The sequence below is a fragment of the Achromobacter sp. ESBL13 genome (assembly GCF_036668755.1).
In the GTDB taxonomy this organism is placed as follows: Bacteria; Pseudomonadota; Gammaproteobacteria; order Burkholderiales; family Burkholderiaceae_B; genus Achromobacter.
This window is the reverse complement of the sequence record NZ_JAZEVT010000004.1, coordinates 249,968-274,319: the sequence shown is the minus strand read 5'-3', so window position 1 is coordinate 274,319 and position 24,352 is coordinate 249,968. Positions and strand designations below refer to the sequence as shown.

Below are 24,352 nucleotides of genomic sequence, written 5' to 3'. Positions count from 1 at the left end.
TCCGCTTGCATAATAAGGGCCGCCCCCACGGAGACCCCACCATGCCGCAAGGCCCCCACCGCCGCCTGCAGGCTTATTTCCAGTCGCACCTGGAATCGCTGTCGGGCGTGGGCTTGCTGCTGGGCACGCTGTTCTTCGCCGCGTCGCTGACGCCCACGCTGGTGCCGCGCACCTATCTGACCCAGGGCGTGCTGGGCGGCACCTGCCTGGCCGCCGGCTATGGGCTGGGGGTGTTGTGGCATTGGCTGTGGGCCTACCTGGAATTGCCCGAGCCACATGGCCGGGCGGCGCGCATCGTCAACGGCACGATCACGCTGCTGTGCGCGGTGGTGCTGCTGGCCTTTCTGTGGCGCGCCGCCGCCTGGCAGAACACGATCCGCGCGCTGATGGAAATGCCGCCCGTGCCCAGCGCGCATCCCTTCAAGGTCAGCCTTACCGCGTTGGCCACCTTCGCCGTGCTGTTGGCGCTGGGCCGCCTGTTCAAGCTGGTGACGCGGTTTGTGGCCGCGCGGGTACGCCGCGTCGTGCCACGCCGAGTGGCCAACGTGACGGGCGCGGCTATCGCCATCCTGATCTTCTGGTCGCTGGCCAACAACGTGTTCTTTCGGGTGGCGCTGCATGTGCTGGACGCCTCGTTTCGCGAATACGATGCGCTGCTTGAACCCGAGCGCCCGCGCCCCACCGCGCCCGGCAAGACGGGCAGCCCCGATTCCCTGATTGCGTGGCAACAGCTGGGCCGCGCGGGCCGCGAGTTCATCGCGTCCGGCGCCAGCGCGCAGGACATCCGCGCGCGCACGGGGCAGGACGCCCTGGAACCGATCCGCGTGTACGTGGGCCTGCCCGGCGCCGACACGCCGGCCGCCCGCGCCCGGCTGGCGCTGGCCGAGATGAAGCGCGTGGGCGCCTTTGAGCGCTCGGCGCTGGTGGTGGTGACGCCCACCGGCACGGGGTGGATCGACCCGGCCGCGATGGACGCGCTGGAATACCTGCTGCATGGCGACGTGGCCAGCGTGGCGTTGCAGTACTCCTACCTGTCCAGCCCGCTGTCCTTGCTGGCCCAGCCCGAGTACGGATCAGAGGCGGCGCGCGCCTTGTTCGCCGAGGTCTACGGCTACTGGACCACGCTGCCAAAAGATAAGCGCCCCAAGCTTTACCTGCACGGCCTGAGCCTGGGCGCGCTGAATTCCGCGCGCTCGGCCGAGCTGTTCGAAATGATCGGCGATCCTATCCAGGGTGCGCTCTGGAGCGGTCCGCCGTTTGAAAGCCGCGTGTGGCGCGCCATTACCGACGCCCGCAACCCGGGTTCCCCCGCGTGGCTGCCGGAACTGCGCGATGGCGCTTTCGTGCGCTTCATGAACCAGCATGGTTCGCCCGTGCCCGCCGACGCACCATGGGGCCCGATGCGCATTGTGTTCTTGCAGTACGCCAGCGACGCCATCACGTTCTTCGACTTTCGCGACCTGTACCGCCGCCCCGCCTGGATGGAACCGCCCTATGGCCCGGACGTATCGCCGCAGCTGCGCTGGGTGCCGGTGGTGACGATGTTGCAGCTGGCCCTGGATATGTCGGTCAGCACCGAGACGCCCATCGGCTACGGCCACGTTTATGCGCCGCGGCACTACGTGGATGCGTGGCTGGCGGTGACGGGCGCGACGGGCTGGACGCCGGACGCGCTGGCGCGGCTGAAGCAGCACCTGATGGAACGCGCCCGCGCCGCCACGGCGAACGGCGACGCCACGCAGACCGCGTACGAGCATCGCGGGGGCTAGCCGATATGACCGATCTGCTGACCGCTTTCTATTTCAGCGGCGATGCCATCCGCAGCCGCAGCGTCAGCCCGACGGTGCTGAGCGCCACCCTGGACATTCCCGCCCCCGCCCCCCACGTGGTCGCCGACTGGCAACGCGAGGTCATCACGCGCCTGATGCTGGAGCCGGGCGATGTGGAACCCCTGCCCCTGGCCCGTGCGCAACGCCGCTGGCCCGACTACAAGCGCTGCGTGCAGGCCATGCACGCCTGGACGCGCGACGTGGGCCTGGGCAACGTGCTCGCCGACAGCGACATGGCGCTGATGGCCTGCCGGGGCGCGCGCTACCACCATGACGGCGGGCAATATGGCGGCGCGGCCTTTTGCAACCTTTTCGTAAGCGAAGACAAGGGGCTGGACGTGCATTTCCCGCATTCCGGTCGCCGCATCCCCCTGACACGCGGCACCGCCATCGTGTTCGACACCTGCCAGCCTCATGCCGTTGTGCCGCGCGGCGGGCAGCGCTTTGACGCCCATGACTATCCCGCCGACGCCGACCTGTCGCAGTGGTTCCTTACCTGGGAACTGCCCATCGAGGCGCCTCGCGTGGCGGGCGCGCTGGGCATCGCGTTCGACGTCGCCCCGCAGGCGGCCGCGGGTCTGGACGACGAGCAGGTGTGGGTGAACGGCGCCCCCGCCCGACTGGATCCTGAATGGGGACAGTGGCGGTGTAATTAGGTGACGGTTCGCCGCCCGACCGGGCCGCGAATTGCAGTTCGACACCCTATCCAACACTCTGTACGGCGCGATGCATGGACGCCCGCACGCGCGCCGGTATACTTTTCCGAGCTGTTTTTGCAGCCCGATTTTTTGCAGCCCGATTTTGCTGCGCCGTTTTTGCAGTCTTTCTTCCAACCTAAGCTTCTTGCCGCGCGGCCCCTTGGCCGCGCCCTTCTATGCCCGCCTTGATGGACATGCTGCGCCCGCTACGCCGGGCGCTTTGCTGCACGGCCGCCGCTTTGGCCGCCACCCTCACTTCCCTTCCCGCATTGGCCGCTCCGCCCACGCTGGCAGAGTGTCACGGCATCAAGGACCTGGCGTTCGTCGCGCATCTGGACGACGACCTGCTGTTCATGAACCCGGACATTGCCTCCAACGTCGAAGCGGGCGGCTGCGTGCGCGTGGTCTACCTGACCGCCAGCGACGCGGGCGAAGGCGACACCTACATGCTGGGCCGCGAGCGCGGCGTGCGTGCCGCCTACGCCTACATGGCCCACAAACCGGACGTCTGGAAAGCCGATACCGGCATCGCGGCAAGCCGCCAGATCGCGCGCTTTACCTTGCAGGACAATCCGCGCGTACAGCTGTGGCACATGCGCTTGAAGGATCCGTGGCTGGGCAAGGGCTGGGGCAGCCTGACCCCGCTTAGCCGCACGGAATCCGAGCCGGGCCACAGCGTCGACACGCTGGGTCCCTATCCCGAAACGTACACGCGCGAACAGCTGATCGACACGCTGGCCGAACTGATCCGCCAATACGGCCCGACCACCGTGCGCCATCTGGACGACACCATCACCGTGCCCTACACGCAGCTGTGCTGGCGCTGCGCGGGCCACGGCCACCCCGACCACATCGCCAGCGCGCGGCTGGCGCGCGAAGCCATGTTGCGCGTGCCCGGCAACTACGCCGAAACCGGCTACATCGACTACCCCAGCCAGGAACGCGCCACCAACCTGACCGAATCCGAAATCGCCAGCAAGTCGGTGATCTTTCAGCACTACGCCTGGAACGACTACCACTACTGCGCGGGCCCCAGCGGCTGCAAGGAACCCGCCGGCCCCGCTGCCGCCTGGGTGCAGCGCGCCTATTACGTGTCACGCCAGGACATCGCGCCGCAGCTGTATCCGGACGGGCGCGGCGGCCTGGTGGTCTTTGCGGCGGGCGAGACCAACGCCGCCGTCAACCGCTGGGATTCCGGCCAGCGCCGCTGGCAAAGCCTGGGCGGCCGCACCACCGGCCCGCTGGTGTCGTTCACCCATGCCGACGGCACCGCCGGCCTGATGGCGCGCGACCCGCTGGGCGGTGTGTGGGCCAACAAGCAACGCCACGACGGCACCTGGCAAGGCTGGCAAGCACTGGGCGGCCTGCGCGTGACGCAAATTCCCGCCGTGGCCCCGCGCGGCGAAGCCGCTGCCGTGGCCTTGGGCTATGACGGCCTGCTGCACTGGATTGCGCCATCGGGCATCGACGGCAGCTGGAGCCCCTGGCAAGACCTGCCCGCCCTGGACGGCGCCACCGGCGCACCGGCCGCCGCGCGCGGCGCCGACGGCCGCTACGTGATCTTTGCCAACACGTCCAACGGCCAGTTGTTCTACACCCGCCAGCAACCGGCCGACAAAGGCAAGCGCCCCGAGTGGCAGGCCTGGCGGCACGTGCCCGCGCCCGTGGCGGCCGGTGGCCTGGCCGCGATCCGCAACCACGAAGACCGCGTCGAACTCTACTTCCGCCAACGCGGCAACAACCACCTGACCAAGCTGATCGAAGCCGGCGACACCACCGACATGGACATGGACTGGAGCGCGCCCGCCGACCTGGGCGTGCCCTTCATCGGCCGCCCGGCCATCCACGCCGACGCGCAGGGCAATGTCATCCTGGCGCTGCTGGAACGATCCGGTGGGCCGCTGTGGCTGGTGGAACACGGCAAGCCCACGCGCCTGGACGCGGACGCCGCCTCGCCGCCCGCGCTCAACGTCATCGACGGCGCCGTGTACATCGTGGCCCGCAGCGCCGGCGGCCCGCAACGCTATCAGGTGCTGTCGCGCCGCGACGGCGTGTGGGCGGACCGGCTGACGCTGGACGGCGTGCCGGGCAATGGCGGCGGCCCCTTCGCCACCATGGCAACCGCCCGCCCGGCCGACCTGCCCAACCTGGGCACGCCCGCCGCCGCCAACACGGTGGTGGTGCGCCCGTCGCCCAGCGATCCCGCTGCGCTGACGGTGGAACGCATGCCCACGCAGGCCTCGCGCACCGCCACGCCCACGACCGCCACGGCGGCCACCGGCGCGCCTGCCGCGCCGCCCTCCAAGACGGTCACGCAGTAGGCGCGCCGGGGCCTGCTGCGTCGGCGTGTCCTTCCAGCAGGTAGCCCGCCAGGGCTTCCACTTCCCGGGCCACTTCCTGCCAGATCCAGCGGACGACGCCTATCGCCTGCTTTTCGGCGGCGTCGCAGTCCGGGCAGCGCAACGCCTGTTCGATGGCCTCGTCCAGCGCCACCAACGCCGCGGCGGGCACGTGGCAGGGTTGCGTGTAGGCCTCGTCGCGCAGCGCGCCGGCCAGGCAGCCGATCTGCTGCTTGAGCGCCGCGGCCACCTCGTGCAACGCCGGCCCCAGCGCGTGGCAGGTCCGTTCGGACAACACAAAGCTACCCGCCCGCTCCATGATGGGAGCGGTGCGCCACAAGCCTTCGATACGTTCATTCAATTGATAGACGGACAAGCGTGAACTCAGCTTGTCCAGCGGAAACGCGCCGGCTTGCGTGACCATGTCGCGCGCGCGCCAACGCGCCCGTTCCATGATGGGCCGGTCATGCAGGCGTGGGCGCTGCCGCGCTTCATTGAACGCCGCCGCCCAATCAACCAGCATGTCGCCATAGGCGTCGATGGACGCGGCCAGGTTCCAGCGCGCGCTGTACCGCGCCGACAAGGGCAACACGGCCAGCGCCGCCAGGATGCCGGAGGCCGAGCCCACGGCAATGGCCAGCGTCTTGTCCAGCGCCCCGCCCAGGATGTCGCCGTCGGGCGTGACGGTCAGGATCGTCACGGTGACCAGGCTGTAGCTCAGCATGGGCCAGCGCATCGACAGATAGGCCGCGCAGGCCACCCCACCCACAATGGCCCAGACCGGGCTGGCGCTGCCCGCGTCCGCCGCCAGCACCATCGACACCCCCAGCACCACGCCGATCAGGGCGCCCAGCACGCGGGCCGACGCCTCGCCGACGGTGCCCTCCACGCTGGCGCGCACGACGAACAGCGCGGAAAACGCGCCCCATGAAATCTCGGGCATCTGCCGCCATCGCATCCACACAAACGCCAGCAGCACCGCGGCCACCGTTTGCACCGGCAGGCGAAAGGCGTCCTCCGCCATCCGGGCTCGGCACAAGGCCGTGGTGTTGCGCAGCCGCATGGCCAGCGTCGGACGCGGGGATTGGGGTTGGGACTGGGACTTGGCTTGGGGTCGTGATTGAGTCGGCACGGATTAATCGCAAAACGGGTGCATCGAATACCGATGCACCAGCAAGCATCATGCCGCCCGATCAATCAAACACGTTGACCAGGATGTCCGCGACGACGGCGGTGGCAATCGCCACCAGGACCAGGTCCGATCCCGCCACGCGCCATTCATAGCCGGGATACACCGGCAGCCGGGCCAGCATGGGGCCGGGCACCATCTTCTTGGCGATCCCGGGCGGCAGCGGTTTGCCGCGCGCCAGGTTCTTGCGGATGCCCGGCGGCAGGGGCGCGTAACCGGTGACGTGATATTCGGTGGCGTAGCCGCGCGCGGTGGACACGGAGATGCCGGCCTGCCGCAACGAGCCATCGCCGCCGTTGCCCTTGCCATTGCCGTTGCCGTTGCCGTTGCCGTTGCCGTTGCCGTTGCCGTTACCGTTGCCGGCGTTCGACTTGCCGTTCTTGTCACCGGCATTGCCCTGGCCTTTGTTCTTACCCTGCCCCTGGCCCTGCCCCTGGCCCTGGCCTTGATCCGATTTATCAGGCTTGCCCTTGCCGTCCGGTGGCGCCGCGAACGCATGCGCCCCCAGGGCCAAACTACAGGCAATGGTCAACAAGCGAACGGTCGTGCGCATGGAAGGCTCCAGGCTGGTCGGTAACAACGCCGTTTTACTCCCGCGCGCGAAAAAGCGGGAATCTATCGTGTATCAGCACCGGTGCGGCTGTAACGATTTGGCGGGTTGGCACCCGGTGTTTGCCCCTGCTGCCCGCACCAGCCAAACGGTAAATAATTCCGCTGACACTTTTTCCGTTGACGTCGCCGAACAGGCGGTGAAATATCGTTTTCTCAATAACGCAGGCGCAACTACTGACGTCGTTGAGATGCTTTAGCTTCATGTAGGCCTATCCGGACCGCGAGGTCGTACACACCCCACGGTCGATTCAACGATCTATTGACGGAGTGTGGAACATGGCGACACAGCAAAGTTACTCAACGGGCCTTGCCGCGTTATTGATCGCGACGGCGGCCATGGGCGCGCCGGCCGTGGCGCAAGAAGCCCGCAAACCCAACATCATTCTTATCGTGTCCGACGACACGGGCTACGGCGACCTGGGTCCCTACGGCGGCGGCGCGGGGCGCGGCATGCCCACGCCCAACATCGACCGGCTGTCCAACGAAGGCATGACCTTCTTTTCGTTCTACGCGCAGCCCAGCTGCACCCCCGGGCGCGCGGCCATGCAGACCGGCCGCATCCCGAATCGCAGCGGCATGACCACCGTTGCGTTCCAGGGCCAGGGCGGCGGTTTGCCCAAGGAAGAATGGACGCTGGCGTCCGTGCTGAAAACGGGCGGATACAAAACGTTCTTCAGCGGCAAATGGCATTTGGGCGAGGCGGACTATTCGCTGCCCAACGCGCAAGGCTATGACGAAATGAAGTACGCCGGCTTGTATCACCTGAACGCCTACACGTACGCCGACCCCACCTGGTTCCCCGACATGGACCCCGAATTGCGCGCCATGTTCCAGAAGGTCACGCGCGGTGCGCTGTCGGGCAATGCTGGCGAAACGGCGCGCGAGGAATTCAAGATCAACGGGCAGTACGTCGACACCCCCGAGGTCAACGGCAAGGAAGGCGTGGTCGGCATTCCGTTCTTTGACCGCTACGTTGAAAAAGCGTCGTTGGACTACCTGGAGCGCAACGCAAAAAGCGACAAGCCTTTCTTCATGAACATCAACTTCATGAAGGTGCACCAACCCAACATGCCGGACCCGGACTACATCGGCAAATCCCTGTCGAAAAGCAAGTACGCCGATTCCGTCGTCGAGCTGGACGCGCGCATCGGACGCATCATGGACAAGGTCCGCGAGCTGGGCTTGGACAAAAACACGCTGGTCTTCTACACCACCGACAACGGCGCCTGGCAGGACGTTTACCCCGACGCGGGCTACACGCCGTTCCGGGGCACCAAGGGCACCGTGCGCGAAGGCGGCAACCGCGTCCCCGCCATTGCGTGGATGCCGGGCAAGATTGCGCCGGCCACCAAAGACCACAGCATCCTGGGCGGGCTGGACCTGATGGCCACCTTTGCCTCCGTGGCGGGCATCAAGCTGCCCGTCAACGACCGGGCCGACAAGCCGATTGTCTTCGACAGCTATGACATGTCGCCGGTGCTGTTCGGCACGGGCAAGTCGGACCGCAAGTCATGGTTCTATTTCACGGAGAACGAACTGTCGCCGGGCGCGATACGCGTGGGCAACTACAAGGCCGTGTTCAACCTGCGGGGCGACAACGGTGTGAAGACGGGCGGCCTGGCGGTTGACACGAATCTGGGCTGGAAGGGTCCGGAATCCTATGTGGCCGCGGTACCCCAGGTGTTCGACCTGTGGGCCGACCCGCAAGAACGCTACGACATCTTCATGAGCAACGTCACCGAAAGAACCTGGACGCTGCCCACCATGAACGCGGCCGCGGCTGACTTGATGAAGACTTATGTGAAATACCCGCCCCGCAGGGCGCAAAGCGAGGTCTACAACGGCCCCATCACGCTGTCGCAGTACGAGCGCTTTCAGTACATCCGTGAAAGCCTGGCCAAGGACGGCTTTACGCTGCCCATGCCGTCCGGCAATTGAAGACGTCCGGTCAGTGCGCGCCGGAATAGTCGTTTAACGACGCGGCGGGAGACAGCGCGAACGAGGCGCGCATGTCTCTTGCCTCGTCCACCGGCGTGCGCCCGAAAAAGCGTTTGAACTCGCGGGAAAACTGCGACGCGCTTTCGTAGCCCACGCGGGCCGATGCCGAGGCGGCCGTCAGCCCGTCGCGAATCATCATCAGCCGCGCCTGATGCAGGCGCGTCGACTTGATGTATTGAATGGGCGAGGTCTGCGTCACGGTGCGAAAGTTGGCGTGAAAGGCGGGGATGCTCATGCCCGCTTCCTGCGCCAGGCTGCCCACGTCCAGCGGTTGCGCAAAGTCGACATGGATCTTGCGCAGCGCCCGCGCCACCCGGCCAAAACGGCCCTGATGCACCAGCGCCGCCTTCATTGCCTCGCCCTGCGTGCCGCTCAACACCCGAAACAGGATCTCGCGCCGCAGCGCCGGGCCCAGCACCCGAGCTTCCACGGGGGAACACAGCGCGCGCAACAGGCGTAGCGTGGCATCGGCCAAATCCGCATCCAGCGGCGTGGACACGATGCCCAGCGGCGCGGTCTGCGAGGGCGGCGTGTCGTCCATCGCCAGGATCAATTCGGTCAGCTCGGTCAGGTCCAGCCGCAGCGACACCGCCAGCATCGGCTCGGCTTCGCTGGCTTCGGTTTCCGTTGAAAAAGGCAAGGGTACGGACAGCACCAGATAGTGCTGCGCGTCGTACACATAGACCTCGTCGCCCAGAAAACCCACCTTGCGGCCCTGGCACACGATCACGATGCCGGGCTCGTACAGCACGGGCGTACGGCCCAGCGGCCGGTTCGACCGCATGAAGCGCACGCCATCCAGCGCCGACTGCGTGTAGCCCTCGTTGGGCGCCAGCCGCTCAAGCAGGCTGGCCATTCTTTGCGAAGCCAATTTCCGATCGGTATCCACGGTGCCGTCCTTTGCCGGGGTCCACATGCACGGAATTCTACAACCGCGTTCGCCCCCCGCTCATCCCGATTCAATAGGAATAGGCAATACCGGCATCGTTACGGGTATTCGCCGCCGGGGCCCCGAAACCTAAGATTCCATCAACGCGTTTCCCTTGCTCACCCCCTTGTTCAACTTCAGGAGATAGGCACATGAATACCCCCCAATCGAAAGTTGTCTTGATCACCGGCGCCAGCAGCGGCATCGGCGAAGCCACGGCGCGCATGCTGGCCGCGCAAGGCCATCGTCTTGTCATCGGCGCGCGCCGCACCGACCGCCTGGCCGCGCTGGCCACCGAGCTGGACGCGGGCGGCAACAACGTTATCTACCAGGCGCTTGATGTGACCTCGGCCGACAGCGTCAACGCCTTCGCCCGCTTTGCCCTGGACCGCTTCGGCAAGATCGATGTCATCGTCAACAACGCGGGCATCATGCCGCTGTCGCCGCTGCGCGCCGTGAAGGTCGATGAGTGGGACCGCATGATCGACGTGAACATCCGTGGCGTCCTGTACGGCATCGCCGCCGTGCTGCCGACGATGGAGGCGCAGGGCTTCGGTCAGGTCATCAATATCTCGTCTATCGGCGGACTGTCGGTGTCGCCCACCGCCGCCGTGTATTGCGCCACGAAGTATGCGGTGCGCGCCATTTCCGACGGGCTGCGCCAGGAATCCGACCGCATCCGCGTGACGGTGATCTGCCCCGGCGTGGTCGAGTCCGATCTGGCGGAGACCATCAGCGATGACACCGCGCGCCAGGCCATGCGCGAGTTCCGCCGCATTGCGATGACGCCCGACGCCATCGCGCGCGCCGTGGCCTACGCCATTGCGCAGCCGGCCGATGTGGACGTCAGCGAAATCGTGCTGCGTCCCACCGCCAGCCCCTACTGATTCTCTTTCAAGGAGTGAATGCCATGACTACCCCTACAACGGAATCCAGGACTTTTTCCGGCAAGGTCGCCATCGTGACAGGCGCCGCCAGCGGCATCGGCCTGGCCACCACCGAACTGCTGCATGCCCAGGGCGCCAGCGTCATCGCCGTGGACCGTGGCGACAACGTGCAGGCGCTGGCGCGCCCGGGCATCGTGCCGCTGGTGGCGGACGTGGCGCGCGAGGCCAGCGCGTCGCAGGCCGTGGCCACCGCCATCGAGCACTTCGGCAAGTTGGACATCCTGGTCAACAACGCCGGCATCATCATCAACAAGCCCGTCGTGGACATGAGCCTGGACGACTGGAACGGCATCCAGGCAGTGAACGCCACCGGCGCGTTCCTGTTCTCGCGCGAGGCCTTGCGCGCCATGATGCCGAACGGGTCGGGCGCCATCGTCAACGTGGGGTCCTACGCCTGCTACCAGGCCTTTCCGACCATCGCGGCCTATGCGGCGTCCAAGGGCGCGTTGGCGCAACTGACCCGCGCGATGTCGCTGGAAGCCATCGACCACGGCATCCGCGTCAACGCGGTCGGGTCCGGTGATGCGGTCACCAACATCACCAACCACATCCACGAGGATGGGCAGGCGTTTCTGGCGGAGCACGGCAAAAGCGCACCGATCAAGCGCGCCGCGCATCCCAGCGAAATCGCCGAGGTCATCGCGTTCCTGGCGTCGGACAAGGCCAGCTACATCGTCGGGGCCGTGGTCATGGCCGATGGCGGCATGAGCGTGGCGTTGAAGTAGGCAGCCCGCCTAAGCCTGTCTTAGCCCCGCCCGAGCCCGCCTAAGACCGCAGCGCGCGCAACGCCGTCGCCACCTCGTCCAGCACCGGCCCCCACGCGCCCGGGCCGGGCTGACGAAACAGCCGCATCGACGGATACCACGGCGTATCGGCGCGTTCCTGCAACCACCGCCAGTCCGGCACGTACGGCAGCATGGTCCACACCGGGCAGCCCAATGCGCCGGCCAGGTGCGCGGGCGACGAGTCCACCGAGACCAGCACATCAAGCAGCGTCATCAGGGCGGCGGTGTCGTCGAAGTCATTGATGTCCTGGCTTGGCGACACCATCGCCATGCCGATGGGCGGCGTGTCCGCCTGCGCTGCCGCCGCGCCTTTTTGCAGGCTGATGAAGCTAATTCCCGGTTGCGCCAGCGGCGCCAGATCGGCCAGTGTCAACGAGCGCTGCGCATCGTTCGGATGGCTGGGCCGCCCCGCCCACACCAGCCCGACCCAGGGCCGTGGCAAGCCCGCCAACCGTGCACGCCATCTCTCCACACGCAACGGGTCGGCGCGCAGGTACGCCGTGCTGGCCGGCAAGTCCGCCAGACGCAGACCCAACGCCAGCGGCAGGCTCATCAATTCGCAATGCAGGTCGAACGCGGGCGGTATCGTGCCGGCGCGGATGATCTGGTCGAAGCCGCCACTGCGTTCGGCCAGGTCGTGGCAGGCATCGTTGATTTCCAGAATGATGCGCGCGCCGCTACGCTGACGCGCCCACGCCACCAGTTGCAAGAACTGGAAGGTGTCGCCATAGCCTTGCTCGTCATGAATCAGCAAGGTCTTGCCCGCAATGGGTTGCCCATCCCAGCGCGGCTTTTGCACAGGGCGGCTGCGCATCGCGGTGTGCGGCATGCGATAGCGGAAGCGGTATTCGCGCCAGCCCGCGTCGTAGTCGCCTTGCAACAGCAGCAGCTCGGCCAGATCAAAGCGCGCGCCCGCATCCGTGGGCGTGGCGCGCACGATGCTTTCAAGTATCGCGCGGGCTTCGTCGGTGTGGCCCAACGGCCGAATGGCCTGCGCCAGCTGGCGCAGCAGCATGATGTTGTCCGCATCGTTCGCCAGCGCGTGTCGCAGCAACGATTCGGCCTCGGCGTAGCGGCCGGCAAGCTCGGCTCGCGCCGCTTCAATGCGCGCCAGATGCCGATGCCATTCGGGCGTCAACGGGTCGATCTCGATGGCGCGCAGAATGGCGGCCAGCGCTTCGTCGTGGCGGGCCTGGTCATGCAAGGCCAACGCCAGGTTCCCCAGCGCCTGCGCGTAATCGGGGTCCAGTTCCAGCGCGCGCGCGTAGTGCTTCAGCGCCTGCGCGTTATCGCCCAGGCGCTTGCACGTGTTGCCCAGATTGTTGTGCGCCTGCGGGCTGTCGGGCATCAACGCGGCTACCCGTTGCAGGCATTCCAGGCTGGCGGCAAGCTGCCCCTGCTCTTGCAAGACTATGCCCAGGTTGTTCCACCCTTCGGCGCCCTGCGGCTCCCGCGCCACCGCGCGCCGCGCCGCGTGTTCGGCTTCGTCCAGCAAGCCTAGCTGGCGGCATATTTCAGCCAGGTTGCTGTGGTAGGCGGCCGGCGCCAGCGGGGACCGGCATGCGGCGCGCAGGTGATCAACCGCCACGTCCGCGCGCCCATAGGCATGGGCGATCAGCCCCAGCAGATGGCGCGCGTCAGGCTGGTCCGGCACCGTGCCCAGCACCCGTAGGGAAAGCTGTTCGGCTTGCATCGCCTGGCCCGCCTGCCAATGCGCATAGGCCTGGCTCAGCGCGGCGGAGACGGTCAGGACGGGGACGGCGGCAGGGGTGGTCTGGTCCACGCGTTCAAGCCCACAGGGACAAGGTTGGGAAAGCAACATTATCTACGCCGACGGCCAAACGTTAAGCATGAATGTCGCCAAGCGCGCCGCGGCGCCGCGCCCGCCTTGGCCGTACACGTCACGCTGCGGAAAAGCGCCGGAAATTCCTTTGTTTTCCCCCGATTGGCGGGCTGGAACATCGAGTATTTATTGACCCGAAATTCCCCTACCCATCCCTGATCATTCCAAAAATCGCACGCATGGCCCGGCGCCGTGCGACGGAATTGCGCGCGTGAACGCGGCGGTCGCGCTTGACGGAATGCACGCCCCAAGAGCCCCGGAGGACCGCATTTTGAATCACATCTACCGATTGGTATGGAACCGAAAATTGCGCGTCTGGCAGGCCGCATCGGAACTGGCGTCGCAATCGCGCGGTGGCAGCTCGTCCGCGACCAGCAGCATCGCGACCAGCGCGCCGCCTTATGCGGCGGCCGCCGCCGTTGCGCTGGCGCTTGGATTGTCCAGCGTCAGCACGGCGGTTCAGGCCGAGTGCATTGAAGACCTCATCATCGTGACTTGCGAAGGCTTGGATCTGCCCAGCGCCCCGGGTTATGCAAGCGCCTCGAACGTGCTGAATGTGCGGGTGGAGGAGAACGCCACCGTAGGCGTAGACCCGGCCCTGGGCGGCACGGCCATGCGGCTGAGCGGCGACAAAATCACGGTCAGCAATAAAGGCCGGATCGACGCCAATCTGTTCGGCCCCGTCGCGACAGCATCGTCGGGCCTGGTGATCGGCAACAGCAGCGGCAGGGGCAACGCGATCAGCGTCAGTAACCTGGCGACCGGGATACTGGGCGGCGTGGTCAGCGCGTCTGTTCCGTTTCCCACCGTGCAAGGCATGGCGCTGGCCGTGCAAAACGGAACCGGTGGGGTAAGCCAACTGAGCAACGCCGGCATGATCCGTAGCGTTCCGAGAAGCGGCCAGATCACGGAAACCTCCAACTTGCCGGTAATCGCGGCGTATGGGGGGGGTCAAGTGCGCTTCGTCAACGAAAGCACGGGCGTCATCATCGGGCGCGTCGGGTTCCAGGCCTCCGGCACGCCGGGCCAAGGTCACCTGTTCGACAACGCGGGAACGATCGTGGGCGGCGTATCGCTGGGTCAGGGCGGCAACAACACCTACACCGCGGTAACGGGATCGCTGGTGCTGCGTGGCCCGAACGCCGCGACCGCCGATCTGGCCGTCGACGACATGCCGGGCCTGAGCTTTGCGCCCCCCGGCAAGATCGACGGCGGCACGGGCGCGGGCGACACGCTGGTGCTGCAAAACGTCTTGCCATCGGCCGGCACCGACAGCGGCAATGGCGGCGTGGGCACCGCATCCGGCGACACCTACATCAACTTCGACAAGCTGCGCATCAATAGCGGCAGCTGGACGTTAAGCGGCGCGTTTCTGCCCAATGGCGGCAACGTAGAACTGAATGGGGGGCTGGCCACCCTTCAAGACGGCGGCGTGTTCGGCTCGGCCTCGATCGTGGCAAACGGCGGCGCACTGGCCGTGGGCACCGCCAACCAGACGATGAGCAACAACGTCCAGCTTGGCAATGCCGGGTTGCGCATCACGGCGGGCCAAGCCCTGACGCTGGCGGGCGACGTCTCGGGCGTGGGCGCGCTGAACGTCCAGGGCACGAGCTCCATCACGCTTGGCGGCACCAGCAGCTACACCGGTGGCACCGCCATCGGCGCAGCCGCCAGCCTGCAAGGCGACACGCGCAACCTGCAAGGCAATATCGCCAACGATGGCGCGCTGACGTTCCAGCAAGCCACCGCCGGCACCTATTCCGGTGTGCTGTCCGGCGCGGGCACATTGACCAAGGCAGGCGCGGGCAAGCTGACGCTGACCGGCGCAAACACCTATACCGGCCCCACCACCGTGGCCGCCGGCACCTTGGCGGTAGGCGCGGGCGGCGGCCTGGGCAGCAGCGCCATCAACCTGGCCTCCGGAACCACGCTGGACCTGAGCAACGGCGGCAATCAGACGTTGACCACGCTTGCGGGCTCCGGCGCCTTCGTGCAGTTGGGATCGGCAACGCTGACGCTGGACAGTCCCAAGGACGCCGACTTTGGCGGCGTGATCGCCGGCGCGGGCGCGCTGGTCAAAGCGGGTTCGGGCAGGCAGACCCTTAGCGGCGCCAGCGCCTTTACCGGCGGCCTGACCGTCAACGGCGGAACGCTGGCCTTGGGCCCCGGGGGCAGCCTGTTTCCGGACTCCGCCGTCACGGTCAACACCGGCGCAACGCTGGATCTGGCATCGGCGGCAAGCCAGCAACTGGCCTCGCTGAACGGCAACGGCGGCAACGTGCTGCTGGGTCTGAGCGCGATGGTGAATTCGGGTTCCTACGCGGGCTCGATCCAGGGCGCCGGCGGACTGGTCAAGGACGGGCCGGCAAGTCTCGACCTGAATGGCGTCAACACCTACACCGGCGACACGCAGGTCAACGGTGGCACGCTGATGGTCGGCTCCAGCGCGGCCAACAGCAGCGCCAGCGTCAACAGCAACATCACCGTGCGCAACGCCGCCACGTTAGGCGGATTCGGGCAGGTCACCGGCAACGTAACGGTGGAATCCGGAGGTCGCCTGGCCCCCGGCGCGCTTGCCGGCGTGTTTACTGTCAACGGCAACCTGTCGATGGCGCAGGGGTCTCAGGCGCAATTCAGCCTGGGTGCGCCGGGCGTCAGCCATAGCGTCAGCGTCAACGGCGACCTGCAATTGAACGGCGCGCAGTTGACCGTGCTGGATGCCGGCGGATTAGGCCTGGGCTTGTACCGCTTGTTCGACTACACCGGCACATTGACCTTGAGTCATGGCGGCCTGGTCACTTCCACAGGCATGACGCTGCAAGCCCTTGCCGGTGCCAAGCAGATCAACCTGATCAACGCCACCGGCTTGTCGCTGAACCTCTGGAACGCCAACGGCTTGGCCAGCCCCACCCAGATGGGCGGCGGGTCGGGCGTCTGGTCGACCACCAGCGCCGTCTGGACGGACGCCACGGGCAGCCTGACCGCCGCGCGCTATCCGGCCGACGCCTTCGCCATCTTTGGCGGGGCTGCCGGCACGGTGACGGTCGATGACACCGGCGGCGCCATCACCGCCCAAGGCATTCAGTTCGCCAGCGACGGTTATCGGCTGACCGGTTCGTCGTTGGCGGTGACCGGCTCCACGCCCAGCGCGCCGGGCGAGATACGCGTGGGTAATGGCAGCGCGGCGTCGGCGGCGTGGACGGCCACCATCGACAACACCTTGACCGGCGTGGGCATCAACAAGACGGGCTTGGGCACCCTGGTGCTGAACGGCGCCAACACCTACACGCAACGCACGCAATTGACGGCCGGCACGCTGGAGGTTTCCACCGATGCCAACCTGGGCGCGCCCGGGGCCGGCCTGGACTTCCAGGGCGGCACGCTGCGCGTGACCGGCACCGCTTTTCAGAACACCGCGCGCCACATCACACTGGGCACGGCGGGCGGCGGATTCGATATCGCCGACGCGGGCAACACGTACACCCTGAGCCAGGCATTGACCGGCAACGGCAGCCTGGCCAAGCTCGGCGCGGGCACGCTGGTGCTGGGCGGCAGCAACACCTATGTCGGCGGCACCTCGGTGCAAGCGGGCACCTTGCAGGTGGGCGACGGCGCGGTAGCGGGCAGTCTCACCGGCAACGTCGCGGTGGCTAGCAGCGCAACGCTTGTGTTCAAGCGCAGCGACCGCCTGGCCTTCAATGGCGACATCACCGGCGCGGGCCAGTTACGCCAAAGCGGCACGGGCACGCTGGTGCTGACCGGACAGACCTCGCTGGCAGGCGGCGCCTACGTTGATGCCGGCACGCTGCAAGTGGGCGACGGCGGCACGACCGGCTGGGTCACCGGCAACATCGCCAACCAGGGCAGCGTGGTGTTCAACCGGTCGGACGACACGGTCTACAGCGGCACGCTGTCCGGTGCGGGCGCCACCAGCAAACTGGGCGCGGGCACGCTGGCCATGGCGGGCGACAGCAGCGCCTACACCGGCGCCCTGCAACTGTCGGGCGGCGCCTTGCAGGTGGACGGCAAGCTGGGCGGCCGCGTGCAGGCTTTGGCAGGCACCACGCTGTCGGGCACCGGCACCTTGAACAACGTCACGATCGGATCAGGCGCCACGCTGTCGCCCGGCAACGCGGCCACCCCGCTGGGCAGCATGAACGTCGCGGGCGACCTTATCTTCAAGCCCGGCGCGACCTACCGCGTGGCGACCGCCGCCAACGGCCAGCGCAGCAGCGTGCGTGTCGCCGGCACGGCCACGTTGAACGGCTCAGTCGTGCAAGTGGGTGAAAACGGCAACTACGCGCCCTCCACCACCTACACCATTCTTGCCGCCAACAATGGCGTGCAGGGGCGCTTTGACACCCTCTCCAGCAACCTGGCCTTTCTGACGCCGTCCTTGTCCTACGACGCGAACCGCGTGGACCTGGTGGTGAGGCTGAAAGAAGTGCCGTCCGAAGGCGGGGGTGGCGACAACGGCAATGGCAACGGCGGCGGCGGTGGTGGCGACAACGGCAATGGCGGCGGCACGCGCCCCATCGAATTCGCCGATGCCGCCGTCACCGGCAATCAGCGTGGCGTGGCGCGTGCGTTGCAAAGCCTGCCGGCCAACAGCGCGCTGTATCAGCACATTCTCAACCTGCCCAACGGCGCGCCGCCCGCGGCGTTCAACGCGCTGTCCGGCGAAGCACATGCCAGCACGGTGTCGGTGCTGCAAAACGTGACGGGCGCGTTCACGCAGATGCCGATGGCGCGGCTGCACGCCAACCTCAATGCCGGGCAGATTCCCGGCGCGCCCACTGCCCAGTTGGGCCTGGGCGACGCCGCCTCGCTGCCGCAGTCGGCCGCGCAACCGCTGTGGGCGCAGGTGTTCGGCAAATGGACCACGCTGGACGGTGACGGCAATGCGGCCAAGACCACGCAATCCGATGCCGGGGTAACCATCGGCGGGGACGCGGCGGTAGGCGGCGGCTGGCGCCTGGGCGGCGCGGTCGGCTACGCGAACAGCAACAGCCGCACCCGCGACCGTGCGTCCAGCGCGGACACCGACAGCTACAGCATCGCGGTCTATGGCGGCAAGGCGTTCGAGGCCGGGGCCGGCAAGATCAATCTGAGTCTGGGCGCCGCCTATACCTGGCACGAGGTGGACACGCGCCGCGGCACCGCCGCCGCCGGACTGAACCAGACGCTAAAGGCCGACTACGGCGCCAGCACCGGCCAGGTCTTCACGGAACTGGGCTACGCCGTGCCTGTGCACGACCGTCTGACGCTGGAGCCTTTCGTGGCCGCCAACTACAGCGACCTGCACACGCGCGGCTTTTCGGAATCGGGCGGGGACGCGGCGCTGCGCGGCCAGAGCAGCCGCAACGACGTCACCACGACCACCGTCGGGCTGCACGCGCTGACTACGTTCGATAGCGCGGGCGCACGCGGCTATGCGCGCGGCACGCTCGGCTGGCGCCATGCGTTCGGCGACTTGAACCCGGCCAGCGTGCTGGCGTTTGCCCAAGGCGGCGACACGTTCACGGCAACCGGCGCGCCCGTGGCGCGCGACGCGGCGGTGGTGGAAGTGGGCGTGGGAATTGACGTCAGCAAGCGCACCACGGTGGGCGTCAGCTACGGCGGTCAATTCGGGGACGGCAACCGGCAGAACACCGGCACGCTGGATGTGCGCTACCGGTTTTAAAGAACGACCGGCGTTACGCGAAGTACGCGGCCGATCCGTGCGAGACGCCTGCCGTGTTTTGGCGCAGCGGGGCGGCCAGATCGTCCGCGTCGCTGCGCAGACGCGCCGGGCGCGCGGGCGCGGCGGCTACCGTGGGCGCGGCGGGCGCGGGCGCGGGCGCCAGGCGGCGCACGGCTGCCAGCACGTCGGTCGGGTCTGCCGGCTTGCGCAGGTAGACCGCATAGCCTTCGCAGGCCTCGTCCACTTCGTATTCCGGCCGGCCGCTCAACACGACCACGGGGGTGTCGCACAGGTAGGCGTTTTCGCGCATGGCGGTCAGGAGCGCGCCGCCGTGCATGCCGGGCATGGAAAAGTCGGTGATGACCAGGTCGGGGCGCACGGCCAGCATCTGTTGCAGCGCGGTCAGTCCATCGGTGTGGCCCGTTACCTCGTAGCCTTCGTCCCCGAGGAATTCGCTTAACAGCTCGATCAGCGTCGGCTGATCATCGACAACAAGAATCTTCGTCATGGTGTTCAATGCCGCCTGGCGCGGCGTTCGTATGTTTGGCCGCCCAGGCTGGTACACCGGCGCCCATTGTTGGGGCGGCATGGCGATAAGGGGCGGGAAAGGCCTCGCGACGTTTCCTGACTTTTGGCGCTTTCAAGCGTACGCAAAAGAGGATGGCGGGCGGTATAAGGCGGAATCCTAGGCCATGCCGGTCGTTCATGTTTGAAGGAATTGTATCGGGACGAAACCACGCCCGGACGGCGCCCCGCCCCCCGGCTTTTCGCAAACGCGGCGTATGGCCGACGCGCACCCTTGGTAGCATTCCACCCTTGGCCGGTGCCTTGCACGCACGTGCGGGTTCTTCAGGATGCTTATATGGTTGGTGCCCAGGTTCGAATCACCCTGTCGTTGATTGCCCCTACCCTGGTGGTGGTTTTCGGCATTACATTTGTTGGCATTTGGTGCGCCTTCCGGCATCGCACCTATCTTCTCTATCTGGCAGCGGGCTGTGGCCTGTTCGCCGTCGGCGCAACGTCACAGATCCTGTACGTGCCGCGCGACTCGGGCGCCAACGCCCTGGTGTCCGGCATGCTGTACACGGCGGCCGTCTGCGCCGCCACGCAAGGCATCCTGAACCGCGTCGGCCGGGGGCTGCCCTGGCGCGTGTACCTGGCCTTTGGCGCCGTCATCCTGACGGCGCTCTGGTACTTCTTTTATATCGACCGAAATCTGCTGGTGCGGGTCTATGTGCTGAACATCGGCATCGGCGCCCTGCTGTCGCTGGCCGCATTGCGCATGCGCCGGGCGTCCGCCGGGCGCCGCATCGACACCGCCCTGTTCGTGGTGCTGCTGGCGTTCGGCCTGCATTTTTTTCCGCGCACGTTGCTCAGCATCGGCACGCACGCACCCAACGGCCCGCTGGCATTTGCCGACTCCCCGTTCTGGCAGTGGTTGCAGTTGTCGTTGGCCGTCTTCAGCGTGGGCCTGGCAATCACGCTGTTGCTGGCGGTGGCCGCCGACACCATCGACGAGGTGCGGCATGAAGGCGAGAAAGACTGGTTGACGGGCCTGCTCAACCGCCGGGGCTTCGAGACGCGCATGCGCCCCTTCGAGCAGGGCGGTCAGGAACCGGCTGCGTTGGTGGTTGGCGATGTCGATCACTTCAAACGCATCAACGACCAATACGGCCACAGCGCCGGGGACGCGGTGTTGAAAGACGTCGCGCGGGCGCTGACGTTGTCCGTACGCAAGCGCGACCTGCTGGGGCGCATCGGCGGCGAAGAGTTCGCCATCTACCTGCCTGCCACCGACTTCCAGGAAGCGGTGCGCTGCGCGGAGCGGCTGCGGGCCTTTGTCGCGGACACGGTGCGCGCGCCCGACGGGGCCTCGCCAGTGACGATGAGCCTGGGTGTGGCGGCGGCGACCGGGGCCGACAACTGGCAATCGCTATTCCAGCGCGCCGACGAAAAGCTGTATGCCGCCAAAAGAGCGGGCCGCAACCAGGTCGCCGCCTGACGCTCGGGCCGCTTGGGGCGCCTGCTTGTATTTCGTCGGCCGCGCCCGCGCCGCCGGCTTGGGCACGACGCTTGCTGAGGGCCAAGCGCGTCATTCCTACCGCACAAGGACCCGCCATGCCCCGCCTACGTCCCGGCGCTGAAATTCAAAAAATGCTGAACGGCGATCTTTACGATCCCACGGACCCCGACATCCAGGCCGAGCAGTCCGCCACCAAAACCTGGATGGTCAAATACAACGCCGCCCTGGCCGCGCCCGCCGCCGAGCGCCACGCGCTGCTATGCGAACGCTTTGGCACCGTGGGGCGCGGCGCGGTGGTGCGGCCGCCGTTTCATTGCGACTACGGCTGCAACATCCACCTGGGCACCAACGTCTTCATGAATTTCAACTGCGTGATCCTGGATGTGGCCGACGTCCACATCGGTGACGGCACACAGATCGGCCCCGCCGTACAGATCATGACGGCGGACCACCCCCGCGATGCGGCCGCGCGCGCGGCAGGTCTTGAATTTGGCCGGCCCATTCGCATCGGCAGCAACGTGTGGATCGGTGCCGGGGCGATCCTGCTGCCCGGCATCACGGTGGGCGACAACGCGATCATCGGCGCGGGCAGCGTCGTCACGCGGGACGTGCCAGCGTCGGCCACGGTCGCGGGCAACCCGGCGCGGCCCATCGGCCGTTAAGCCCCTTTGCTCAGTCCTGCGGCGCGTCGCGGAACGATCGCTGGTGCGCCGGACCGCCCGCCGCGCTCAGGTTGTACGCGGTATTGACCAGCCCGATATGGGAAAACCCCTGTGGGAAGTTGCCCACCAGCCGCTTGCGCGCCACATCGTATTCCTCGGCCAGCAAGCCCAGGTCATTGCGCAACGACAGCAGATGGTCGAACAAACGATGCGCGTCATCCAGGCGGCCCTGCATGATGTAGGCGTCGGCCAGCCAGAAACTGCACGCCAGAAACGCGCCTTCATCGCCCGGCAGGCCGTCGTCGCTGCGCTCGGTGGAATAGCGCAGCAGCAAGCCGCCGCGCAGCAGTTCCTGCTCAATGGCCTGCACGGTGCCCGTCACGCGCGGATCGTCCGCCGGCAGGAACCCCACTTGCGGAATCAGCAGCAGGCTGGCGTCCAACGCCGTGCCGCCGTAGTACTGCACAAACGTATTGCGCTGGGCGTCGTAGCCGTTTGTGCAGATGTCGTCGCGGATCTCGGCGGCCAGCGCGCGCCATCGGTCCACCGGCCCTTCCAGCCCAAAGCGCTCACACGACTTCAACGTGCGGTCCAGCGCCACCCAGCACATCAGCCGCGAATGCGTGAACGCGCGCGGCGGGCCGCGCATTTCCCAGATGCCGTGATCGGGTTTGCGCCACAGTTCTTCCAGCGGTTTGAGCAGCACCTTTTGCATGCGCCATGCTTCGGCCAGCGGCGCCAGTTCCGCGACGCGCGCGGCGTGCAGCGTTTCGATCAGTTCGCCATAGACGTCCAGCTGCATCTGCCCCGCCGCCGCATTGCCCAGCCGCACCGGCGCGCTGTTCTCGTAGCCCGGCAGCCACGGAATATCGTGCTCGGGCAGCCAGCGTTCGCCCGCGATGCCATACATGATCTGTAGCTGGTTGGGGTGCCCCGCCGCCGCGCGCAACAGCCATTGCCGCCACGCCTCGGCTTCTTCGCGATAACCCGCATTCAGCAGCGCATACAGCGTCAGTGCGGAATCGCGCAGCCAGCAATGGCGATAGTCCCAGTTGCGGGTGCCGCCCAATTGCTCGGGCAGCGACGTGGTGGGCGCGGCAACGATGCCGCCCGTGGGCTGAAACGTCAGCAGCTTCAGCGTAATCAGCGATCTGACCACCGCATCGCGCCGCCGCCCGGGCCCGTTCTCCCAGTGGCAGCGCTTGGCCCATTCCTGCCACCAGGCAATCGTGCGGTCCATGCTTTCCATGCGATCCGGCACAAAATGCGGCGTCTTGTGCGAGCGGTGGTAAGACAGGGTGAACGGCACCGTCTCGCCCTGGCGCACCCGGAATTCGGCCACGCTTTTCATGTCGCGCCCTTGCAGCGGCACGGCTGTATGCAGCTCGACGGCATCCGGCCCCGCGATGGCGCTAAGTCCGTAATCGCGCCGCCGCACCCACGGCACCGCCTGCCCGTAGTTAAAGCGCAGCGTCAGCTCCATGCGCATGTCCACCTGCCCGGACTCGCACTGGACAATGCGCACCACGTCCACCCGTTCTTCGTCGTCGCTAAGCGGCATGAAGTCGTACACGCGCACCACCCCGTCCGGGGTTTCGTGGCGCGTTTCCAGTACCGCGGTGTCGGGCAGGTAGCGGCGCGTGCTGGTGTGACCCGCGCCGTCAGGCGCCAGCAACCAGCGCCCGTGGCTGTCGTTGCCCAGCAAGGCCGCGAAGCAGGCGGGGGAATCGAAATGTGGCAAACACAACCAGTCGATCGAGCCGTCGCGCGCCACCAGCGCGGCCGACAGCATATTGCCGATCAGGCCATAGTCCTCGATGCGTTTGGACATGGCCTAGCCCGCCCCGCGAAAGCCGGGGTATAGCGTCATGCCACCATCCACGAACAAGGTCGAGCCCGTGACGTAATCGGAGTCGTCGCTGGCCAGCCACGCCACCGCGCGCGCCACGTCCTTGGGTTCACCGATGCGGCCGTACGGAATCAGCTTCAGCAATGATTCCAGGGCCTCGGGCGTGTTCCATGCCGGCGCGTTGATCGGTGTGCGGATGGCGCCCGGCGCCACGGAATTGACGCGGATCTTCATGGGCGCCAGCTCTTGCGCCAAGGACTGCATCAGTAACGACACGCCCCCCTTGGACGCCGCGTAGTTCACCTGAAACGCCCACGGAATCACTTCATGGACCGAGCTGATGAAGACAATCTTGCCGGCGGCCTCGTCCGGCCCTGGCGGGGGTTGCTGATTCAGGAATACCCGCGCTGCCGCTCGGGCGCACAGGAACTGGCCCGTCAGGTTGGTGTCGATCACCTTCTGCCACTGGGCCAACGTCATGTCTTGAATGGCGGCCGGCTGTTCGATGCCGGCGTTGTTGACCAGGATGTCGACGCGCTGAAAATGTTCCGCCGCGACGCTGAACAAATGGTCAACATCGTCTTCGCGGCTGATGTCGGCGGCCGCCGCCACCGCCAGGCCCCCCGCATCGACGATCTGATGCACGACGTCCAGGCCACGCCGCTCGGAGTCTTCGTTAGGCCGATGGTTGACCACCACCCGCGCCCCCGCCGCCGCCAGTTCCAGCGCAACACCGCGCCCGATCCCTGAGTTGGCGCCGGTGACGATTGCCACGCGCCCGGACAGATCTACCGCATGCCGCATGCTGCTCTCCTTGAGGCGGGCAGGTTCGGTCCGATGCCGGGTGAACCTGCTTGCCGCTGTCGATAGCCAGACGCCAGCTTAGTCCCGGAGCGGCGTGCGCATCAACCGCCCCGGCAGTGCGACGGCTTCTTATGCCCGCCTCAGCCGTCGCCCGATACCTGCC

Annotated in this window: 17 protein-coding genes; 9 read left to right on the top strand and 8 right to left on the bottom strand. The window is 67.0% G+C overall.

Annotation, left to right across the window (positions count from 1 at the left end; all coding sequences use genetic code 11):
• Positions 1-41 precede the first annotated feature (41 nt).
• The 3 genes from V6F88_RS18005 (at position 42) to V6F88_RS17995 (ending at position 4,848) form a co-directional block, all read left to right on the top strand.
• Entirely contained in the window at positions 42-1,769 is a 1,728-nt protein-coding gene (locus tag V6F88_RS18005; RefSeq protein WP_332611170.1) for an alpha/beta hydrolase, read from the top strand.
• Between the two features lie 5 nt (positions 1,770-1,774).
• Positions 1,775-2,485 (top strand): hypothetical protein, encoded by a 711-nt coding sequence (locus V6F88_RS18000; RefSeq protein WP_332611168.1) that lies wholly within the window; start codon positions 1,775-1,777, stop codon positions 2,483-2,485.
• 218 nt (positions 2,486-2,703) lie between these two features.
• On the top strand, positions 2,704-4,848 hold the full coding sequence (locus V6F88_RS17995; RefSeq protein WP_332611167.1) for a PIG-L family deacetylase: 2,145 nt from the start codon (positions 2,704-2,706) through the stop codon (positions 4,846-4,848).
• Here the strand turns inward: V6F88_RS17995 and V6F88_RS17990 are convergent.
• The 3 genes from V6F88_RS17990 to V6F88_RS17980 all read right to left on the bottom strand — a co-directional run bounded on the left by V6F88_RS17990 (position 4,838) and on the right by V6F88_RS17980 (position 6,870).
• Complete coding sequence (locus tag V6F88_RS17990; RefSeq protein ID WP_332611166.1) at positions 4,838-5,890, bottom strand: FUSC family protein; 1,053 nt, start codon at positions 5,888-5,890, stop codon at positions 4,838-4,840. The genes V6F88_RS17995 and V6F88_RS17990 overlap by 11 nt on opposite strands.
• A 169-nt stretch (positions 5,891-6,059) precedes the next feature.
• Entirely contained in the window at positions 6,060-6,608 is a 549-nt protein-coding gene (locus V6F88_RS17985) for an anti-virulence regulator CigR family protein (RefSeq protein WP_332611165.1), read from the bottom strand.
• Between the two features lie 34 nt (positions 6,609-6,642).
• Positions 6,643-6,870 (bottom strand): hypothetical protein, encoded by a 228-nt coding sequence (locus tag V6F88_RS17980; RefSeq protein WP_332611164.1) that lies wholly within the window; start codon positions 6,868-6,870, stop codon positions 6,643-6,645.
• Between the two features lie 73 nt (positions 6,871-6,943).
• Here V6F88_RS17980 and V6F88_RS17975 point away from each other — a divergent pair, with 73 nt between their 5' ends.
• Complete coding sequence (locus tag V6F88_RS17975; protein ID WP_332611162.1) at positions 6,944-8,605, top strand: arylsulfatase; 1,662 nt, start codon at positions 6,944-6,946, stop codon at positions 8,603-8,605.
• Between the two features lie 10 nt (positions 8,606-8,615).
• On the opposite strand, the gene V6F88_RS17970 is transcribed toward V6F88_RS17975, so the two are convergent.
• On the bottom strand, positions 8,616-9,581 hold the full coding sequence (locus V6F88_RS17970) for an AraC family transcriptional regulator (protein WP_332611160.1): 966 nt from the start codon (positions 9,579-9,581) through the stop codon (positions 8,616-8,618).
• A 164-nt stretch (positions 9,582-9,745) separates the two neighbouring features.
• On the opposite strand from V6F88_RS17970, the gene V6F88_RS17965 reads away from it, so the two are divergent.
• Positions 9,746-10,480: an SDR family oxidoreductase gene (locus V6F88_RS17965; RefSeq protein WP_332611159.1), complete on the top strand. Its 735-nt coding sequence runs from the start codon at positions 9,746-9,748 to the stop codon at positions 10,478-10,480.
• A 23-nt stretch (positions 10,481-10,503) separates the two neighbouring features.
• Entirely contained in the window at positions 10,504-11,265 is a 762-nt protein-coding gene (locus tag V6F88_RS17960; protein WP_332611157.1) for an SDR family NAD(P)-dependent oxidoreductase, read from the top strand.
• Positions 11,266-11,305: 40 nt separating this feature from the next.
• On the opposite strand, the gene V6F88_RS17955 is transcribed toward V6F88_RS17960, so the two are convergent.
• Positions 11,306-13,108 (bottom strand): tetratricopeptide repeat protein, encoded by a 1,803-nt coding sequence (locus tag V6F88_RS17955; protein WP_332611156.1) that lies wholly within the window; start codon positions 13,106-13,108, stop codon positions 11,306-11,308.
• Between the two features lie 331 nt (positions 13,109-13,439).
• On the opposite strand from V6F88_RS17955, the gene V6F88_RS17950 reads away from it, so the two are divergent.
• On the top strand, positions 13,440-18,851 hold the full coding sequence (locus V6F88_RS17950) for an autotransporter domain-containing protein (RefSeq protein WP_332611155.1): 5,412 nt from the start codon (positions 13,440-13,442) through the stop codon (positions 18,849-18,851).
• Between the two features lie 13 nt (positions 18,852-18,864).
• On the opposite strand, the gene V6F88_RS17945 is transcribed toward V6F88_RS17950, so the two are convergent.
• Complete coding sequence (locus V6F88_RS17945) at positions 18,865-19,359, bottom strand: response regulator (protein ID WP_332611153.1); 495 nt, start codon at positions 19,357-19,359, stop codon at positions 18,865-18,867.
• Between the two features lie 354 nt (positions 19,360-19,713).
• Between V6F88_RS17945 and V6F88_RS17940 the strand changes: the two genes are divergently transcribed.
• Together V6F88_RS17940 and V6F88_RS17935 are read left to right on the top strand one after the other, a co-directional pair.
• A complete protein-coding gene (locus V6F88_RS17940) occupies positions 19,714-20,853 on the top strand; it encodes a GGDEF domain-containing protein (RefSeq protein ID WP_332611152.1) in 1,140 nt (379 codons plus the stop codon).
• A gap of 116 nt (positions 20,854-20,969) precedes the next feature.
• Entirely contained in the window at positions 20,970-21,536 is a 567-nt protein-coding gene (locus V6F88_RS17935; protein ID WP_332611150.1) for a sugar O-acetyltransferase, read from the top strand.
• 10 nt (positions 21,537-21,546) lie between these two features.
• On the opposite strand, the gene V6F88_RS17930 is transcribed toward V6F88_RS17935, so the two are convergent.
• Positions 21,547-23,367 carry a glycoside hydrolase family 15 protein gene (locus tag V6F88_RS17930; RefSeq protein ID WP_332611148.1) on the bottom strand — a complete coding sequence of 607 codons (1,821 nt, stop codon included), beginning with the start codon at positions 23,365-23,367 and terminating at the stop codon, positions 21,547-21,549.
• A gap of 3 nt (positions 23,368-23,370) precedes the next feature.
• Entirely contained in the window at positions 23,371-24,189 is an 819-nt protein-coding gene (locus V6F88_RS17925; RefSeq protein ID WP_332611147.1) for a glucose 1-dehydrogenase, read from the bottom strand.
• Positions 24,190-24,352: the final 163 nt, after the last annotated feature.

What these genes read in the sequence shown, in the direction of transcription:
- V6F88_RS18005 (WP_332611170.1), top strand. Translation starts at nt 42, where the DNA reads ATGCCGCAAGGCCCCCACCGCCGCCTGCAGGCTTATTTCCAGTCGCAC.
- V6F88_RS18000 (WP_332611168.1), top strand. Translation starts at nt 1,775, where the DNA reads ATGACCGATCTGCTGACCGCTTTCTATTTCAGCGGCGATGCCATCCGC.
- V6F88_RS17995 (WP_332611167.1), top strand. Translation starts at nt 2,704, where the DNA reads ATGCCCGCCTTGATGGACATGCTGCGCCCGCTACGCCGGGCGCTTTGC.
- V6F88_RS17990 (WP_332611166.1), bottom strand. Translation starts at nt 5,890, where the DNA reads ATGGCGGAGGACGCCTTTCGCCTGCCGGTGCAAACGGTGGCCGCGGTG.
- V6F88_RS17985 (WP_332611165.1), bottom strand. Translation starts at nt 6,608, where the DNA reads ATGCGCACGACCGTTCGCTTGTTGACCATTGCCTGTAGTTTGGCCCTG.
- V6F88_RS17980 (WP_332611164.1), bottom strand. Translation starts at nt 6,870, where the DNA reads ATGAAGCTAAAGCATCTCAACGACGTCAGTAGTTGCGCCTGCGTTATT.
- V6F88_RS17975 (WP_332611162.1), top strand. Translation starts at nt 6,944, where the DNA reads ATGGCGACACAGCAAAGTTACTCAACGGGCCTTGCCGCGTTATTGATC.
- V6F88_RS17970 (WP_332611160.1), bottom strand. Translation starts at nt 9,581, where the DNA reads ATGTGGACCCCGGCAAAGGACGGCACCGTGGATACCGATCGGAAATTG.
- V6F88_RS17965 (WP_332611159.1), top strand. Translation starts at nt 9,746, where the DNA reads ATGAATACCCCCCAATCGAAAGTTGTCTTGATCACCGGCGCCAGCAGC.
- V6F88_RS17960 (WP_332611157.1), top strand. Translation starts at nt 10,504, where the DNA reads ATGACTACCCCTACAACGGAATCCAGGACTTTTTCCGGCAAGGTCGCC.
- V6F88_RS17945 (WP_332611153.1), bottom strand. Translation starts at nt 19,359, where the DNA reads ATGACGAAGATTCTTGTTGTCGATGATCAGCCGACGCTGATCGAGCTG.
- V6F88_RS17940 (WP_332611152.1), top strand. Translation starts at nt 19,714, where the DNA reads ATGGTTGGTGCCCAGGTTCGAATCACCCTGTCGTTGATTGCCCCTACC.
- V6F88_RS17935 (WP_332611150.1), top strand. Translation starts at nt 20,970, where the DNA reads ATGCCCCGCCTACGTCCCGGCGCTGAAATTCAAAAAATGCTGAACGGC.
- V6F88_RS17930 (WP_332611148.1), bottom strand. Translation starts at nt 23,367, where the DNA reads ATGTCCAAACGCATCGAGGACTATGGCCTGATCGGCAATATGCTGTCG.
- V6F88_RS17925 (WP_332611147.1), bottom strand. Translation starts at nt 24,189, where the DNA reads ATGCGGCATGCGGTAGATCTGTCCGGGCGCGTGGCAATCGTCACCGGC.